The following is a 16371-nucleotide window of genomic DNA, read 5'->3' as shown; positions in this document are numbered from 1 at the left end:
GCAAGGGAGCTCTTGGGAATGGTCATCTCAACCACCGGCGCCCCCTCCGGCGTCCGGCTCAGCGCGGCGAACGGCACGTCGGCGGCACCGGGTGCCGTATCGCCGGGAGCCGCCGCTCCGGCTCCCCGGCTCGGCACCTCCGTCGACCCGGGCTCCGCGGCCTACCGAGCCAACACCGAGGCGCACCAGGCACTGGTCGCCGAACTGCGCGCCAAGCTCGACGCGGCGGCCCTGGGCGGCGGCGCCAAGGCCCGCGCCCGGCACACGGCACGCGGCAAGCTCCTCCCGCGCGACCGGGTGGACACCCTGCTCGACCCGGCCTCGCCCTTCCTGGAGCTGGCCCCGCTGGCCGCCGACGGGATGTACGACGGGGCCGCGCCCGCGGCCGGGGTCATCGCCGGCATCGGCCGGGTCGCCGGACGCGAGGTGGTGGTGGTCGCCAACGACGCCACCGTCAAGGGCGGCACCTACTACCCGATGACGGTGAAGAAGCACCTGCGCGCCCAGGAGGTCGCGCTGGAGAACCGGCTCCCCTGCGTCTACCTGGTGGACTCCGGCGGCGCCTTCCTCCCGATGCAGGACGAGGTCTTCCCGGACCGCGACCACTTCGGCCGGATCTTCTACAACCAGGCCCGGCTCTCCGCCGCGGGAATCCCGCAGATCGCCGCCGTGCTCGGCTCCTGCACGGCCGGCGGCGCGTACGTCCCGGCGATGAGCGACCAGGCCGTGATCGTCCGCAACCAGGGCACGATCTTCCTGGGCGGGCCGCCGCTGGTGAAGGCCGCCACCGGCGAGGTGGTCACCGCCGAGGAACTGGGCGGCGGCGACCTCCACTCCCGCACCTCGGGTGTGACGGACCACCTGGCCGAGGACGACGCCCACGCCCTCTCCATCGTCCGCACCATCGTGTCCGGGCTCGGCCCGCGCGCGGCCAAGCCGTGGCCGCTCACTCCGGTCGAGCCGCCGGCCGTCGACCCGGCGGGCCTGTACGGGGCCGTCCCGGTCGACCCGCGCACGCCCTACGACGTGCGCGAGGTGATCGCCCGGCTGGTCGACGGCAGCCGCTTCGCCGAGTTCAAGGCCGAGTACGGCGCGACCCTGGTCACCGGCTTCGCCCGGATCCACGGCCACCCCGTCGGCATCGTCGCCAACAACGGCGTGCTGTTCTCCGAGTCGGCACTCAAGGGCGCCCACTTCATCGAGTTGTGCGACCAGCGCGGCATCCCCCTCCTCTTCCTGCAGAACATCACCGGCTTCATGGTCGGCCGGCAGTACGAGGCAGGCGGCATCGCCAAGCACGGCGCCAAGATGGTCAACGCCGTCGCCTGCACCCGCGTCCCGAAGCTGACCGTGGTGATCGGCGGCTCGTACGGAGCCGGCAACTACTCGATGTGCGGCCGGGCGTACTCACCTCGCTTCCTGTGGATGTGGCCGGGCGCCAAGATCTCCGTGATGGGCGGCGAGCAGGCGGCCTCCGTCCTCGCCACCGTCCGCCGCGACCAGTTGGAGGCGCACGGCGAGGAGTGGCCGGCCGAGGCGGAGGAGGAGTTCAAGCGCCCCGTCCGCGAGCAGTACGAGCGCCAGGGCAACGCCTACTACGCCACTGCCCGGCTCTGGGACGACGGTGTGATCGACCCGATGGACACCCGCACCGCCGTCGGCCTCGCCCTCACCGCCTGCGCCAACGCCCCGCTGGCACCGCCCGCGCCGTACGGCGTCTTCCGCATGTGACACCTCGCACCACGCGCCTTCGTGGTGTGACCCTCGTGATGCGCCTCCCGATGTGACCCCGCTCTTCCGGGTGTGACTCCCACGGCGCCGGCCCACCCTCCGGGCCGGCGCCCCGACCGCCCACCGCCACCTCCTTCGTACGGCTCCCCTCGACCCGGAGGATCGCCTCCCATGTTCGACACAGTTCTGGTCGCCAACCGCGGCGAGATCGCCCTGCGGGTGATCCGCACCCTGCGGCGGCTCGGTGTCCGTTCGGTCGCCGTGTTCAGCGACGCGGACGCCGATGCCCCGCACGTCCGCGAGGCCGACGTCGCGGTCCGCCTCGGCCCGGTCGACCGCAGCGACAGCTCGGCCGCCGAGACCTACCTGCGGACCGACCAGATCCTCGCCGCCGCCCGCCGCACCGGCGCCCAGGCCGTCCACCCCGGCTACGGCTTCCTCGCCGAGAACCCCGCCTTCGCCCGCGCCTGCGCCGACGCGGGCCTCGTCTTCATCGGACCGCCTCCCGGTGCGGTCGAGCTGATGGGTGACAAGATCAACGCCAAGGAGGCCGTGCGGGCCGCCGGTGTCCCGGTGGTCCCCGGCAGCCAGGCCAGCGCGCCCACCGACGAGGAGCTCGTCGCCGCTGCCGACGAGATCGGCTACCCCGTGCTGCTCAAGCCCTCCGCCGGCGGCGGCGGCAAGGGCATGCGCCTGGTGCGGGACCGCGCCGACCTGCCCACCGAGATCGCCGCTGCCCGCCGCGTCGCCCGCACCGCCTTCGGTGACGACACCCTGCTGCTGGAGCGCTGGATCGACCGGCCGCGCCACATCGAGGTGCAGGTGCTGGCCGATGCCCGCGGCACCGCCGTCCACCTCGGTGAGCGCGAGTGCAGCCTGCAGCGCCGCCACCAGAAGCTGATCGAAGAGGCTCCCTCCGTTCTCCTCAATGCCGAGACCCGCGCCGCGATGGGCGCCGCGGCCGTCCGCGCCGCGGAGTCCTGCGGCTACACCGGGGCCGGCACCGTGGAGTTCATCGTCCCCGGCATCGACCCTGACGCCCCCGCCTCCGCCGCCGAGGGGGTGCGGGACTTCTTCTTCATGGAGATGAACACCCGCCTCCAGGTGGAACACCCCGTCACCGAACTCGCCGTCGCCGTCGGCCCGGACTCAGCCCGACTCGACCTGGTCGAGTGGCAGCTGCGCGTCGCAGCCGGCGAACCGCTCGCTTTCACCCAGTCCGACATCTCCTTCCTGGGCCACGCCATCGAGGCCCGGATCTGCGCCGAGGACCCGGAGCGCGACTTCCTGCCCACCGGCGGCCGCATCCTCACCCTGGACGAGCCCCGGGGCGAGGGCATCCGCGTCGACTCCGGGGTCGCCCCCGGAACCGTCGTCACCAGCGCCTACGACCCCATGCTCGCCAAGGTCATCGCGTACGGGCCCGACCGCCCGACCGCGCTGCGCCGGCTCCGCGCCGCGCTGGCCGACACCCGCATCCTGGGTGTCACCACCAACACCGGCTTCCTGCGCCGACTGCTCGCCCATCCCGACGTCGTCGCCGGCCGACTGGACACCGGCCTGGTGGAACAGACGGCCCAGCAGCAGCCGGCCCTGCTGGCCGCGCCGCACTCCCCGTCGAACGCGGTCCCGTCGAACGCGACCGCCACGGCCGGGGCCACGGACGCCGCCCGCCCCGTAGACGGAACCGACGCCCCAACGACCGAACCGCCGACACCGGCCCACCTCCTCTACTACGCGGCCGCGCTGGCACGGCACCTGGAACTCACCCCGGCCGCCGACCCCGTCGGCTGGACCGACCCGTTCTCCCTTCCCTCCGGCTGGCGCCTGGGCGGCGCCCCCGCCTGGACCACCCACCGACTCCGCGCCCCCGGCCAGGACCCGGTGTCGGTGCGCATCCGTTCGATCACTGCGGGCAACGTATCCGACGCCACTGACAATTCCGCCGGGCTCACCCGCGAGGTGGAGCTCCGGCTCGACGCCGGGCCGGTCCACCGCGCCCGCGCCGCCCTGGCCGGCGAGCGGCTGCACCTGACCGTCGACGGCCTGCGGACCGCCTTCGCACTGGCCACCGACACCACCCCCGGCCTGGCGGCCGGACCGGTGACCTGGCTCGGCATCGAGGGCGACGCCTGGCCGCTGCACGCCTACGACCCGGCCGTCGAGAGCGCCGCCGGGGCCGGCGCGCACCACGGCGCCCTGACCGCCCCGATGCCCGGCACCGTCACCGTCATGAAGACCACGGCGGGCGAGACCGTCCGCAAGGGCCAGCCCCTGCTCGTGCTGGAGGCCATGAAGATGGAACACGTGATCGCCGCCCCGCACGACGGCGTGGTGGCCGAGCTGCGGGTCGCCGCCGGCGCCACCGTCGCGATGGAGGACCTGCTGGTCGTGGTCACCCCGGCCGAGGAGGCCGCCGAGCCCGCGGAGGTGCTGTCGTGACCACCCAGCCCGTCGCCCACGACCCCGACGCCCTCGACCTGGGCCTGCCCGACCCGGTCCGAGCCCCCGGCCTGCCCGAGGAGGTCCGGATCCACGAGGTCGGCCCGCGCGACGGCCTGCAGAACGAGAGCTCGCTGGTGCCCGTCGAGGTCAAGGCGGAGTTCATCGCCCGGCTCGCGGCCGCGGGGCTGCGGACCGTCGAGGCCACCAGCTTCGTTCACCCGAAATGGGTACCCCAGCTCGCCGACGCCGAGGAGCTGATGCCCCGGCTCGCCGACCTGCCGGAGCGTCACCCCGGCCTGCGGCTACCGGTGCTGGTGCCCAACGAGCGCGGTCTCGACCGGGCGCTCGCCCACCGCGCCGCCGACATCGCGGTCTTCGCCAGCGCCACCGAGACCTTCGCCCGGCGCAACCTCAACCGCTCGGCGGACGAGGCCATGGCGATGTTCCGCCCGGTCGTGACCGGGGCCGCCGAGGCCGGGGTCGCGGTCCGCGGCTACCTCTCGATGTGCTTCGGCGACCCCTGGGAGGGGCCCGTCCCGGTCGAGCAGGTGGTCCGGTACGGCGTGCAGCTGCTGGAGATGGGCTGCGCGGAGCTGAGCCTCGGCGACACCATCGGCGTGGCCACCCCCGGGCAGGTCAGCGCCCTGCTGACCGGCTTCGCGAAGGCCGGCGTGACGGCCGACCGGCTCGCCGTGCACTTCCACGACACCTACGGCCAGGCGCTCAGCAACACCCTGGCGGCGCTGCGCGAGGGCGTCACCACGGTGGACGCCTCGGCCGGCGGCCTGGGCGGCTGCCCGTACGCGAAGAGCGCCACCGGCAACCTGGCCACCGAGGACCTGGTGTGGATGCTGCACGGGCTCGGCATCCGGACCGGCGTCGACCTGCGCGCGCTGGTCGCGACCAGCGGCTGGATGGCCGAGCGCCTCGGCCGCCCGAGCCCGTCCCGCACCGTCCAGGCGCTGCTCGGCGCCGCCCGGGGCTGACTCGCCCGGCCCGATCGACGGGCGCCGGCCGCCCCTTCGGCCCGGCCGGCGCCCCCCACGCACCACGTTCATCCCTCAACCACACCGTGCGACCGTCACACCATCAGACGGGCGGCGGTCATCCCGTTCACGCCCGCGGCCACCCCGGCCGGGCACCAGGAGGATCAGATGCTCGACCACCGGCTCAGCAGCGAGTACGAGGAACTGCGGCGCACCGTCGCCGAGTTCGCCCAGGACGTGGTGGCGCCGAAGATCGGCGAGTTCTACGAGCGGGAGGAGTTCCCCTACGAGATCGTCCGGGAGATGGGGCGGATGGGCCTGTTCGGCCTGCCCTTCCCGGAGGAGTACGGCGGCATGGGCGGCGACTACTTCGCGCTCGGCCTCGCGCTGGAGGAACTCGCCCGCGTCGACTCCTCGGTCGCGATCACCCTGGAGGCCGCCGTCTCGCTCGGCGCGATGCCGATCTACCGGTTCGGCACCGAGGAGCAGAAGCGCGAGTGGCTGCCCCGGCTGACCTCCGGCGAGCTCCTCGGCGCCTTCGGCCTCACCGAGCCGGAGGGCGGGTCGGACGCCGGCGCCACCCGCACGACCGCGCGGTACGACGAGACCACCGACGAGTGGGTCATCAACGGGACCAAGTGCTTCATCACCAACTCCGGCACCGACATCACCGGACTGGTCACCGTCACCGCGCTCACCGAACCGCTCGCTCGTTCGAGTGAAGAGGGCGAATTCCGCTCGCCTGTACGGGAGATCTCCTCCATCATCGTGCCCACCGGGACCCCGGGGTTCCAGGTCTCGAAGAAGTACTCGAAGGTCGGGTGGAACGCATCCGACACCCGCGAATTGTCCTTTACCGACTGCCGCGTCCCCGCGGCCAACCTGCTGGGCGAGCGTGGCCGAGGCTACGCCCAGTTCCTGCGGATCCTCGACGAGGGCCGCATCGCGATCGCGGCCCTGGCCACCGGCCTGGCCCAGGGGTGCGTGGACGAGTCCGTCAAGTACGCCGGCGAGCGCCGGGCCTTCGGCCGGCCGATCGGCGCCAACCAGGCCATCCAGTTCAAGCTTGCCGACATGGAGCTGCGCGCCCACACCTCCCGCCTGGCCTGGCGGGACGCCGCCTCCCGGCTGCTGCACGGCGAACCGTTCAAGAAGGAGGCCGCGATCGCGAAGCTGTACTCGTCCGAGGCCGCCGTCGACAACGCCCGCGAGGCGACCCAGATCCACGGCGGGTACGGCTTCATGAACGAATTCCCGGTCGCCCGCTTCTGGCGCGACTGCAAGATTCTCGAGATCGGGGAGGGCACGTCTGAGGTTCAGCGCATGCTCATCGCCCGGGAGCTCGGCGTCACGTCGTGACGATCACTTCCTGATGGTCACCTCCTGAGCCGAGTCCACCGGGCCAACACACCGCTCCGCAACTGGTGTTGAGGAGTCGCCGACGGCGGAGGAGGCATCAGGGGGTATCAGGCGACGACCCGCAAAGGCGAGACGGGGAGAACGTCCGCGAGAGCCCGCGAAAGTCCGCGCGGGGGTCTGTAGCGGCTCCGCAGGGCTCCTCGGGAAGTCCTCAAGGGATCACGATCACCGGGCGGTTGGCCCGCCGCGCCAGCCGTCCGGAGACCGAGCCGAAGAGCTTGCCGAGCAGGCCGTGCGTCGTGCCGACGACGATCGCGTCGGCGGCGTACTCGCGGCCGACCTCCTCGATCTCGTGGCAGATGTCGCCGCCCCGCTCGATCAGGATCCACGGCACCCCAGTGAGGAAGTCCGCGCAGGCGAGCTCCAGGCCGAGGACCTCGGTCCGGTGGTCGGGGAGATCAACGAAGACGGGCGGCTCGCAGCCTGCCCAGACCGTGGCCGGCAGGCGGTTGGCGACATGCACGATCACCAGGCCGCATTGCGATCGGCGGGCCATGCCGACCGCGTAGGCGAGGGCCCGCTCGCTCGACAGCGAGCCGTCGAAACCGACCACGACACCGTGCTGGAACACCGGGTCCAGGGAGCGTCCGGGCGCTTCCTGCGCCGACGGCTCGGTGTGCCCGCCGGTGGCGCCGGGAACCGTCTCCGGACGCTCGGCGCCCGGGCCGGGGCGGCCCGTCACCGGGGGCTCCACAGGACCGCGCGGGGGCTCGCCACGGCGCTGGCGGGGCCCCGGGCGGTCGCGCCGGGCAAGGCTGCCACGGCGGGTGAGACTGCGCAGAGCGCGCGCGAGGCCTCGGGGTTCACCCCGCTCAGCGCTCGCGACTGCGGGCCGGACTTCGTCGCCGGGTGCATCGGCCGGAACGTGGTCCGGGGCGTCCGAAGCCTCCCGGGCATCGCTCGGCAGGTGGCCGGCGGACTCAGCCGACTCAGCGCGCTCGGCGTGCTCGGCATGCGGGCCGGCAGACCCCTCGGCACGGCCACCGGCACCGTCGTCGCCATGGTTTTCGGCACCCTCGCCCAGGCCCCCTTCGAGGCGCCCTTCGGCGCGCCCGTCCGAGCCTCCGTCGGCGCGCTCGTCTCGGCGCCCGTCGACCGGGTCGAGGTTCGTGCGGGCGCCGTCTCCCCCGGGCCCTGCGCCCGCACTGCGGGGCGCATCGGGTTCGACCGGTCGGGAAGGCTCAGAAACAGCCATGGCTCACGGCTCTTCAAGGGAGAGGGGCCGACAGGAGAGGACAACGCTGCCCGGGCGGCAGGCCCGCCAACGGGATGACGTCGGTCTACGCCGAGCAGCACCGTATGTGACCTGTTCCTTTCAGAGTACGACGGGCATGGGGCCCAGCCCAGCGGCGAAGCCCTGGAACGATGTTGTTCCCGCGAAAGGGGGATGCGCACGCCGAAACAGTGCGCCCTGCCCGCAGGCGATCGCGCCCCTCCGGAAAGGAGGTTCCCTGGAGCTTGACTGAGCGGACCGGAAGGCGCAACAGGCCCACCGGACACCGTGACCGGACTGTCATGGATTGGCGACGATCCGTTGCGGGATGTCGCGAACCGTTACGCCCAGGGAGCCCAAACCGGCCCCGTCGACCCGTCGGACGCCCTCCGTCCATCACGTGCCAGGCCCGTTTCGGCCACTTCGTACGGCTTCGCGACGCGGTCTGGCATTTGCCAGGTGCATAGGCACCGGCGCTGGCACCATGCTCGACATGGCCCTGCTCCTGTTCGACCTCGACAACACGCTGCTACCCCGGGACGCCGCCTTCCGGGCCTGGGCGCAGGACTTCCTGTCCGAACACCACCTGCCGCCCGGCGACCTCGACTGGTTCGTCACCCTCGACGGGGGCGGCTACGTGCCGCGCAGCACCGTACTGTCCGCCGTCCGGCGCCGCTACGGCTTGGACGCCTCCGTCGAGTTCCTGCTCGCGCACTTCCGACGCGGCATCAACTCGCACATCCACTGCCCGCCCCGGAACATCGAGGCACTGCGGGCGGCACGGGCGGCGGGGTGGACACTCGGGATCGTCTCCAACGGTGGCACCCGGCCGCAGTTGGAGAAGATCCGGCGGACCGGGCTGGGGCCTCTGGTCGACGGCTGGGTGATCTCGGAGGAGGCCGACTGCGTCAAGCCGGATCCGCTGATCTTCGAGATAGCCGCCCAGCGGTGCGGCGTCCGGCCGACCGGGGACTGGACCGCGCACACCTGGATGGTCGGGGACCACGCGCCCGCCGACATCGCCGGCGCCGAACTGGCCGGGCTGCGCAGCGTCTGGCTGCACCACGACCGGCCGTGGGCGGAGAGCGGCTACCGGCCGACGCTGAAGGCGGCCGGTCTGCCGGAGGCCGTCGGCCTCGTGCTGGCGGCGCGCAACGCGCCCTCGGCCCGCCCGGACGCCCGCCCGGACGCCCACTCGGACACCCGGCCGAACGTCCGCTCGGAGGTCCGAGCGGACGCCCGCTCGGAAGCTCGGTCGGGCGTCCAGGTCGGCGGGCCGGTGCGCCGGCAGGCCGTCGGGGCCGCTGCGCGGGGCCCGGCGCGCGCGACGGCGCTGCTCGGCGCGCGGTCCGGCGCACACCCGACGGGGACCGCCCCGGAGGGTCCCAGTGCGCCCGTTGCCGTGAACGCCGGGACGGTCAGCACCTCGGGCTCGGGAACAGGGGCCGGTGTCCGAAACCGATCAGGTGAGTTTGCCGTGATCGCCGACGGCCGCCCGGGCGCGGAAGTGCAGGCGGAGTCCAGGATCGGGGCGGGCGCAGGACCGGGCGCGGGGCCGGGCGCCGGGGTGGGACCGGGCGCGGAGGGCGGTCGGGCCGTTCCGATGGTGCGCCCAACGCCCCTTCGCACGGCGGTCGATGACACTCGCGCGGCGGTCGACCGCGCCGCACCCGCCCAGACCGTCTTCGCCTCGGCGCCGGTCACGGCCACGGTCGCGGCGGCGGCCGCCCAGTAGCACCGAGGCCGGATTCCGCTCGCACAAAGGGCCCCGTTCGAAACCGGACACCGCACCGCACCGCCGCACTGCCGCACTGCCGCACCGCACCGCCGCACTGCCGCACCGCCGCACCGCCGCACCGCCGCACCGCACCGCCGCGTCGAAGGCCCTGGTCAGCCGCCCAGCGAGGTGCGGGTCCACCAGCAGGTCGGAGCCAGTTCGGTGAACCCGAGGGTGCGGTAGAGCGGTTCGCCGACCGAGGTGGCGACCAGGGTGGCCGGACGGTCCGGGTGCGCGTGGGCCAGGGCGGTCCGCAGCACGGCGCGGGCCACCCCCTGGCCGCGCTGGTCAGGCAGGGTGGCGACCCAGTACACCCCGGTGGCCCGGCCGTCGTCGTAGCTGAGGCAGGCACCCGCCGGAGCTCCGTCGACCCGACCCAGCCAGGCCCGACAGCCGGGCTGGCGCAGCAACTGCTCCGGGAGCGCTTCACTGCGGGTCCAGGGCTGACGGGCGGGCAGCGGGAAGCCGTCCACGATGACCCGCTCGACCTGCGCGAAGGTGTCGCCGCCCAACACCTCATCCACCGTCAGGGAGCCGCCGCCGCGCGCCGGAGAGACGGCGGGCAGCTCGGTCGGCACGCCCTCCACCGGGCCGGGCTCACGCGCCATCACCGGCATGATCGGCATCCGGGTGGCCCCGAAGCGGGACAGGTCGAGCCCGCCGTACGGGTCCTCCAGGGTGAAGCGGATGGTCTCCCACTCGTCCAGGAGCTCCGCCAACTCCTTTTCCACAACGCCGGGTTCGGCGTACGGACGGGTAACCACGAAACGCTGCGAATCGTCCGGGGTGCGCGCACAGCGGACCGCCGTCAGCCCCGGTTGGACGCGGGACTGCCAGCCGTGCGCGCCGGCTTGGGCGAGCCAGAAAGCGGCTGCATTGTCGTTGGCCTGTTCGAGCCGGCTGTTGGTGTTCATTGCAGGACCGTAGCCCGGCCACCCCGGCCCCGGTTCGACCGCCCCGACACTGGCCGGATGAAGCCTGGGAGGCGCACGGCCCGCGCATGTGCGCCCTCACGTGCACCGCCGATTTTCAGTCAATTTCGCGCCGCTCTCTCCCCCTTGGGCAAATCCCCAGCCCAGGCCCGCCAGCCGAGTGCCCGGAAGCCGGACGCCCCAGGAACCGCCCCGCGACAACCAGCCACCGTTGCCCCGGCCCTCTTCCCAGAAGGGTCGACGGGTGCCACGCTTCGTGATCGAATGCATCACGCCAAATTGCCATGTCGACATAGCGTCGGATGGTGAACTTGTCACAACGGCAATGGTCCACCCGATAGATTTCGATCTTGGCTAGCAGTGCCGCACCACCCACACCACACCACCGAGGGGGCTTGAGCGCCTTGAGCAGGGTGAGCAGGAGCGACGCGGGTCCTGACAGCGGCCAGGCGCCGACCGGCACCGCGGGTCGGCCCGCGAGAAGCACCGGCACCTCCGCGACCGCCGCCACCACCCGTACCTCCGGCACCCCGAGCATCTCGGGCCCCGCCTCGCACTACCCCTATCCCCCGGCGCCGTCCGCCGCCGTCCCCGCCCCGGCCGAGCACGGCGGTCCGGCGTACGGCGGCCAAGCCCACGGTGGCCACGGCGGCCAGTCCCACGGCGGAGCGGTCCCCTACGGACTCCAGTCGCCCCAGGGCGGTAACCCGACCTACGGCGGACAACCCGTCAGCCGGGGCACCGTCACCCCGCCCCAGCCCTACGGCATCCCCGCCCAGCCCTTCACCGGCGAGTACTCCGGCTACAACGGCCACCCGGCCTACCCCGCCGGCGGCTCGACCCCGGGCGCGAACGGCGCCGGCGGCCCGCTCGGCGGCCTGGCTCTGGGCACCGCCCCCGGCCACGGCCCGCTGGGCCACGGCGGCGGAGCGGGCGCCAACGGCTCCCCGGTGGGCCCGCTGACGGCCGGCGCCCCGCGCAAGCTGTCCGGCCGGCGCCGCCGGGAGACCGTCGCGGTGCTGATCTTCGGCGGCGCCCCGATCTTCGAGAGCTCCATCCCACTCTCCGTCTTCGGCGTGGACCGCCAGGACGCCGGGGTCCCCCGCTACCGGCTGCTGGTCTGCGCCGGGGAGGAGGGCCCGCTCGCGACCACCGGCGGCCTGACCCTCTCCGCGCCGTACGGCCTGGAGGCCCTCGCCCGGGCCGGCACGATCGTCGTACCGGCCTGGCGCTCGATCTCCCAGCCCCCGCCGGTCGAGGCGATCACCGCCCTGCGCAAGGCCCACCACGAGGGCGCGCGGATCATCGGCCTGTGCACCGGCGCCTTCGTGCTCGCCGCCGCCGGCCTGCTGGACGGCCGCCCGGCGACCACCCACTGGATGTACGCGCCGACCCTGGCCAAGCGCTACCCCCGGGTGCACGTCGACCCGCGCGAGCTCTTCGTGGACGACGGCGACGTGCTCACCTCGGCCGGCACCGCCGCCGGGATCGACCTGTGCCTGCACGTGGTGCGCAGCGACCACGGCGCCGAGGCCGCCAACGCGCTGGCCCGCCGACTGGTGGTGCCCAGCCGCCGCAGTGGCGGAGGACAGGCCCAGTACATCGATCAGTCTTTACCGGAGGAGATCGGCAACGACCCGCTGGCCGAGGTGGTCACCTGGGCGCTGGAGAACCTCAACCAGCAGTTCGACGTCGAGGTGCTGGCCGCCCGCGCGTACATGAGCCGCCGCACCTTCGACCGCCGTTTCCGCACGCTCACCGGCAGCGCGCCGCTGCAGTGGCTGATCACCCAACGGGTGCTCCAGGCCCAGCGGCTGCTGGAGACCTCGGAGCTGTCGGTGGACGACGTCGCGCGCCGGTGCGGGTTCCGTTCGCCGGTGGCACTGCGCGGGCACTTCCGCCGTCAGCTCGGGGTCTCGCCGGCCGCGTACCGGACCAGCTACCGGGCCCGTCGGCCCGGGCAGCAGTCACCCGCCACGGCCGGGGCGCTCGGCGGCGACCTGCGGCTGCCCGGCGCACTGCCGCACCCGGCGGCCACCGCGGCCGCCTCGGCGGGCGGGGCGCTGTTCGGCGGGGCGGCGCCCGGGGCGCAGCCGGCCCATCCGTTCCCGGCGGGGCCCGGGGCGCAGGTGCCGGTCGGCCAGGCGGGGGCACACGGCCAGCCGGTGCCGCACGGCCATGCCGGTCCGTACGGTCCGGGGCAGGCCGGGACGCCGGCCGCCCAGGGCTTCCACGCCCGTGCGGGCCAGCCGTACCCGCACCAGCAGGCCGCGCAGCAGCCGCACCCCGGGCAGCAGGGTGCGGCGCGCGGTCCGGTGCGGCCGCCGCTGGTGCCGCCGCAGGCCGGGCCGGCTGCGGGGCGTCCGTCGCGCACCGCCGAGCACGCGGCGGCCGAGGACGGCCACCCCCAGCCGGGGGCGCGCGGCCAGGGCCAGGGACACCGAAGCGCGGTCGAGCGGCCCGGCGACGAGCCGGGTGCGGGCGGTCGCGCGCACGGTGTGCCGGGCAGCCGGGTGCCGGCCACCGCCGCCGGGCAGCCGGCGGCCGGGGCGGGCGAGCTCCGGGGCCGGCAGGCCCGGGCGCCACAGGTCCGCACCCAGGCGGGCCGGGCCGCGGCGGCGGACGGCGGACGGGCAGCGCGCGAGGCCCGTCCCGGACGGGACGGGCATGCGGTCCGCACCGGCCGGGAGGGCGAGCACCCGGAGGGCCGCGGGCCGCACGGCGGGGCGGAGGAGCACCAGGCCGAGGGCGTCGCTCCGGCACCCCTCTCGGCTCCACCGGTGCCCGCGGCGCGTGATCGCGCCGTAGGGTGAGTTGTGTGAATGACCGTTTGGTATGGATCGACTGTGAAATGACCGGCCTCGACCTCGACCGGGACGCCCTGGTCGAGGTCGCGGTGTTGGTGACGGACTCCGAGCTGAACATCCTCGGCGAGGGCGTGGACGTCATCATCCGCCCGCCGGCGGAGGCGCTGGCGAACATGCCCGAGGTGGTGCGCGAGATGCACACCTCCTCCGGCCTGCTGGAGGAGCTGGAGCAGGGCGTGACCCTGGCCGAGGCCGAGGAGCTCGTCCTCGCGTACGTGCGCCAGCACGTGCCGGAGGCCGGGAAGACGCCGCTGTGCGGCAACTCGGTGGCCACCGACCGCGGCTTCCTGGCCCGGGACATGCCGGCCCTGGAGAAGCACCTGCACTACCGGATCGTGGACGTCTCCTCGATCAAGGAGCTGGCCCGCCGCTGGTACCCCAAGGCGTACTACAACAGCCCGCAGAAGGGTGGGAACCACCGGGCGCTCGCCGACATCCGCGAGAGCATCGACGAACTGCGGTACTACCGCGAGGCGGTGTTCGTGCCGCAGCCCGGTCCGGACGCCGAGACCGCCCGCGCCATCGCCGAGAAGTACCAGGCCCCGGCAGGCTGACCCGGCGAGCCCCCGGCGCGACCGGGCGACCGGGCGACCGGCACGGCGGGGGCGCCCTGGCGGCCCTCGGAAGGGCGGAGGGGGCGCCCGCGTCCGCCGGAACGAAACCCTGGCGCGAGCACCCTCTCGGATCCTGTAGAGTTCTTCCTGTCGGAACGGGAACGCGAGAGCGGGAACGAGCCGGACAGATGGTGGGTGTAGCTCAGTTGGTAGAGCACCTGGTTGTGGTCCAGGTGGCCGCGGGTTCGAGTCCCGTCACTCACCCCAGAGCCCGAGGGGCCGATCTCTTCAAGAGGTCGGCCCCTCGGGCGTTTTCGCGTTGCCTCAGTTGTGCACGCCGGTCCGGCTTTTCCGGTCGGCTTTTCCGACCGGCCTCTGCCGCGAGAAGCTACCGGCTAGTAACATCGTCGTCATGACCACTCCTTCGATCGGCCAGATGCTCGACGCCACCGTGCCGATGGCGCACACCCTGAAGCTCGAGTACCTGGAGACCACCCCGGAGCGCGCCGTGCTCCGGCTGCCCGACCAGCCCGCGTACCACAACCACGTCGGCGGCCCGCACGCCGGCGCGATGTTCACGCTCGCCGAGTCCGCCAGCGGCTGCATCGTGCTCGCCGCCTTCGGGGACCAGCTGTCCCGGGCCGTGCCGCTCGCCGTGAACGCCGAGATCGCGTACAAGAAGCTCGCCATGGGCGAGGTCACCGCCACCGCCGTGCTCGGCCGCCCGGCCACCGAGGTCGTCGCCGAGCTGGATGCCGGCGGCCGCCCCGAGTTCCCCGTCGCCGTCGAGATCACCCGCGCCGACGGGGCCGTCACCGGTGTGATGACGGTCACCTGGACCCTGCGTCCCAACTCCTGACCGCCGCGCGGTCGGTGGCCCCCGGGCGGACCGCCCCGGGGCCACGTGCGCGATGACTGTCCGTGACGGCGGGCGTGACCTCACCGGCCGTCCGCTCGTTCTCAACTCACGTGCGAGCCAATCACGCGACCAAGCCCCAGGAACCCGCCCGGCGCGGCGTCGCCGGAGTGCGGCGGGCGCTCGCCCGGTGGCTGCCCCACCCGCGCACCGTCGCCGTCGGAGGGGCCCTGCTCGCACAGCTCTGGGGCGTCGGCGCACCCGGCGTGTACGCGGCCTCCGCCGAGCCGCTGCCCGGGCAGGCCCAGCCCGCCGCCCGCCGAGCCGTACACGGCGTCCCCGCACTCGACGGGCAGTCAGCCGCCCGCCCCCCGGAACCGGGGCGGCCGGCGGCCCCGGAACCCGCCCACTCCCCCGGGCTCGTCGGGGAACTGACCGGCGACGCGCCGCTGTACGCGACCACCAGCGGGGTCGGCGGCGTACTCCAGGAGCGCATCCGGGCCGGCGGGCTCCCCCTGCCCGGGCAGCGCGCCGCCGTCCCCGACGCCTTCGCGCTCGCCTCCGGACTGCTCGACGCCGCCCCCGCCCAGGCCCGCCCGGCAGAGACCCGCACCTCCCGCGAGGACGAGCCCGCCGAACCGCCCACCGTGCCCCGGCCGCGCGCTCCCCGGCAGGCGCCCCGGCCACGGCCCGAGACGGCGGAGACTCCCGCGGTGCGGGAGGCCACGGTCCTTGAAGGGCTGAGCACGATGGAACCCGTCGGTGCGGCAGGCGTCGCGGCCCCCTCCTCGCCGCCCGCCGCACCGACGGACAGCGAGACGCCCGAGGCACTCGCCCTCGCCGACACGGCGGCCGTAACGGCCGTGGCCGACGGCTCCGCGACGGCCACTGCGGTGCTCGCCCCCATCGCCGCCGGACTGCTGCTCACCGGCGCGGCCATGTGCAAGCACCGCGGACTACCGCGCGGCCACTGAACGGCTCACGACGCGACCCGCGACACGGTCCAGGGCACAGCCCAGGACGCGACCCGGAACACAGTGCAAGACACGGCCCAAGGCGCGGCCTAACCCCCGGGGGTCAGCTCCAGTTCCATCAGCGGGAGTTCACGCCCGGGAATCGAGAGGGACGGCGTGCTGCCGATGCGGGTGGCGCCCATCGCCAGGTAGAACGGCTCGGCGTGCGGGTCGGAGTCGATGATGAGGCGGCGCAGGCCGCGCGCCCGGGCAACGTCCCGGACGTGCCGGAACAGCGCCCGGCCGATACCGCGGCCGATCCGGTCGGGCTCGACGAAGAGCATGGCCAGCTCCCCGGACGGCGGGGCGGCGGCCAGTACGGCGAACCCCCGCACCCGGCCGTCGTCCTCGGCCACCACCGTGAACGTCGACGCCCGCTCGATCACGGCGGCGTCCACGGTCAGCTCCTCCCGGCAGGCGGCCATGAACGCCCCGTCGTAGCCCCAGTACGCCTTGGCTCGCAGGGCGATGCCGGTGAGCAGCTCGGCCTCGTCCTGGCGGGCGGGTCGTATGAGCATGGCGCCCCCTCGGGTCGGCGGCAGGACAACAGGGCGGCAGGACAACAGGGCGGTCGGGCG

At 74.2% G+C, this 16371-nt stretch carries 10 protein-coding genes, 1 tRNA gene and 2 pseudogenes; 10 read left to right on the top strand and 3 right to left on the bottom strand.

The window, feature by feature from the left end:
* Window positions 1-18: 18 nt before the first annotated feature.
* From ACIRYZ_RS39660 to ACIRYZ_RS39645, 4 genes are all read left to right on the top strand, one after another.
* Window positions 19-1731, top strand: coding sequence for a carboxyl transferase domain-containing protein (locus tag ACIRYZ_RS39660; RefSeq protein ID WP_387627113.1), 1713 nt, complete (start codon window positions 19-21; stop codon window positions 1729-1731).
* A gap of 171 nt (window positions 1732-1902) precedes the next feature.
* Window positions 1903-4173, top strand: a complete 2271-nt coding sequence (locus ACIRYZ_RS39655) for an acetyl/propionyl/methylcrotonyl-CoA carboxylase subunit alpha (RefSeq protein WP_402953507.1) — start codon at window positions 1903-1905, stop codon at window positions 4171-4173.
* Window positions 4170-5162 (top strand): hydroxymethylglutaryl-CoA lyase, encoded by a 993-nt coding sequence (locus ACIRYZ_RS39650; protein WP_402953506.1) that lies wholly within the window; start codon window positions 4170-4172, stop codon window positions 5160-5162. Before ACIRYZ_RS39655 ends, ACIRYZ_RS39650 begins: the two co-directional genes overlap by 4 nt.
* A gap of 168 nt (window positions 5163-5330) precedes the next feature.
* Entirely contained in the window at window positions 5331-6521 is a 1191-nt protein-coding gene (locus ACIRYZ_RS39645; RefSeq protein WP_393036843.1) for an acyl-CoA dehydrogenase family protein, read from the top strand.
* Window positions 6522-6732: 211 nt separating this feature from the next.
* Here the strand turns inward: ACIRYZ_RS39645 and ACIRYZ_RS39640 are convergent.
* Window positions 6733-7185: pseudogene (locus ACIRYZ_RS39640) on the bottom strand (universal stress protein); the annotation flags it as partial.
* Between the two features lie 1102 nt (window positions 7186-8287).
* Between ACIRYZ_RS39640 and ACIRYZ_RS39635 the strand changes: the two are divergent.
* Window positions 8288-9529 carry an HAD family hydrolase gene (locus ACIRYZ_RS39635; protein ID WP_402953505.1) on the top strand — a complete coding sequence of 414 codons (1242 nt, stop codon included), beginning with the start codon at window positions 8288-8290 and terminating at the stop codon, window positions 9527-9529.
* Between the two features lie 155 nt (window positions 9530-9684).
* Here the strand turns inward: ACIRYZ_RS39635 and ACIRYZ_RS39630 are convergent, their stop codons facing one another.
* On the bottom strand, window positions 9685-10485 hold the full coding sequence (locus ACIRYZ_RS39630) for a GNAT family N-acetyltransferase (RefSeq protein ID WP_402953504.1): 801 nt from the start codon (window positions 10483-10485) through the stop codon (window positions 9685-9687).
* A gap of 968 nt (window positions 10486-11453) precedes the next feature.
* Between ACIRYZ_RS39630 and ACIRYZ_RS39625 the strand changes: the two are divergent.
* The 5 genes and pseudogenes from ACIRYZ_RS39625 to ACIRYZ_RS39605 all read left to right on the top strand — a co-directional run.
* Window positions 11454-12465: pseudogene (locus tag ACIRYZ_RS39625) on the top strand (helix-turn-helix domain-containing protein); the annotation flags it as partial.
* Between the two features lie 856 nt (window positions 12466-13321).
* Entirely contained in the window at window positions 13322-13924 is a 603-nt protein-coding gene (orn, locus tag ACIRYZ_RS39620) for an oligoribonuclease (RefSeq protein ID WP_393036854.1), read from the top strand.
* Between the two features lie 191 nt (window positions 13925-14115).
* Window positions 14116-14191: transfer RNA gene (locus ACIRYZ_RS39615), tRNA-His, on the top strand.
* 145 nt (window positions 14192-14336) lie between these two features.
* Window positions 14337-14783, top strand: a complete 447-nt coding sequence (locus ACIRYZ_RS39610) for a DUF4442 domain-containing protein (protein ID WP_402953503.1) — start codon at window positions 14337-14339, stop codon at window positions 14781-14783.
* 110 nt (window positions 14784-14893) lie between these two features.
* Entirely contained in the window at window positions 14894-15754 is an 861-nt protein-coding gene (locus ACIRYZ_RS39605) for a hypothetical protein (protein WP_402953502.1), read from the top strand.
* Between the two features lie 89 nt (window positions 15755-15843).
* Here the strand turns inward: ACIRYZ_RS39605 and ACIRYZ_RS39600 are convergent, their stop codons facing one another.
* Window positions 15844-16311 carry a GNAT family N-acetyltransferase gene (locus tag ACIRYZ_RS39600; protein ID WP_402953501.1) on the bottom strand — a complete coding sequence of 156 codons (468 nt, stop codon included), beginning with the start codon at window positions 16309-16311 and terminating at the stop codon, window positions 15844-15846.
* Between the last annotated feature and the right edge of the window lie 60 nt (window positions 16312-16371).

Origin of the sequence: Kitasatospora sp. NPDC101155 (genome assembly GCF_044768305.1) — a bacterium.
Classification (GTDB): domain Bacteria; phylum Actinomycetota; class Actinomycetes; order Streptomycetales; family Streptomycetaceae; genus Kitasatospora.
Note: the sequence above shows the minus strand (reverse complement) of the source record. Positions and strands in the feature narration are given on the sequence as shown.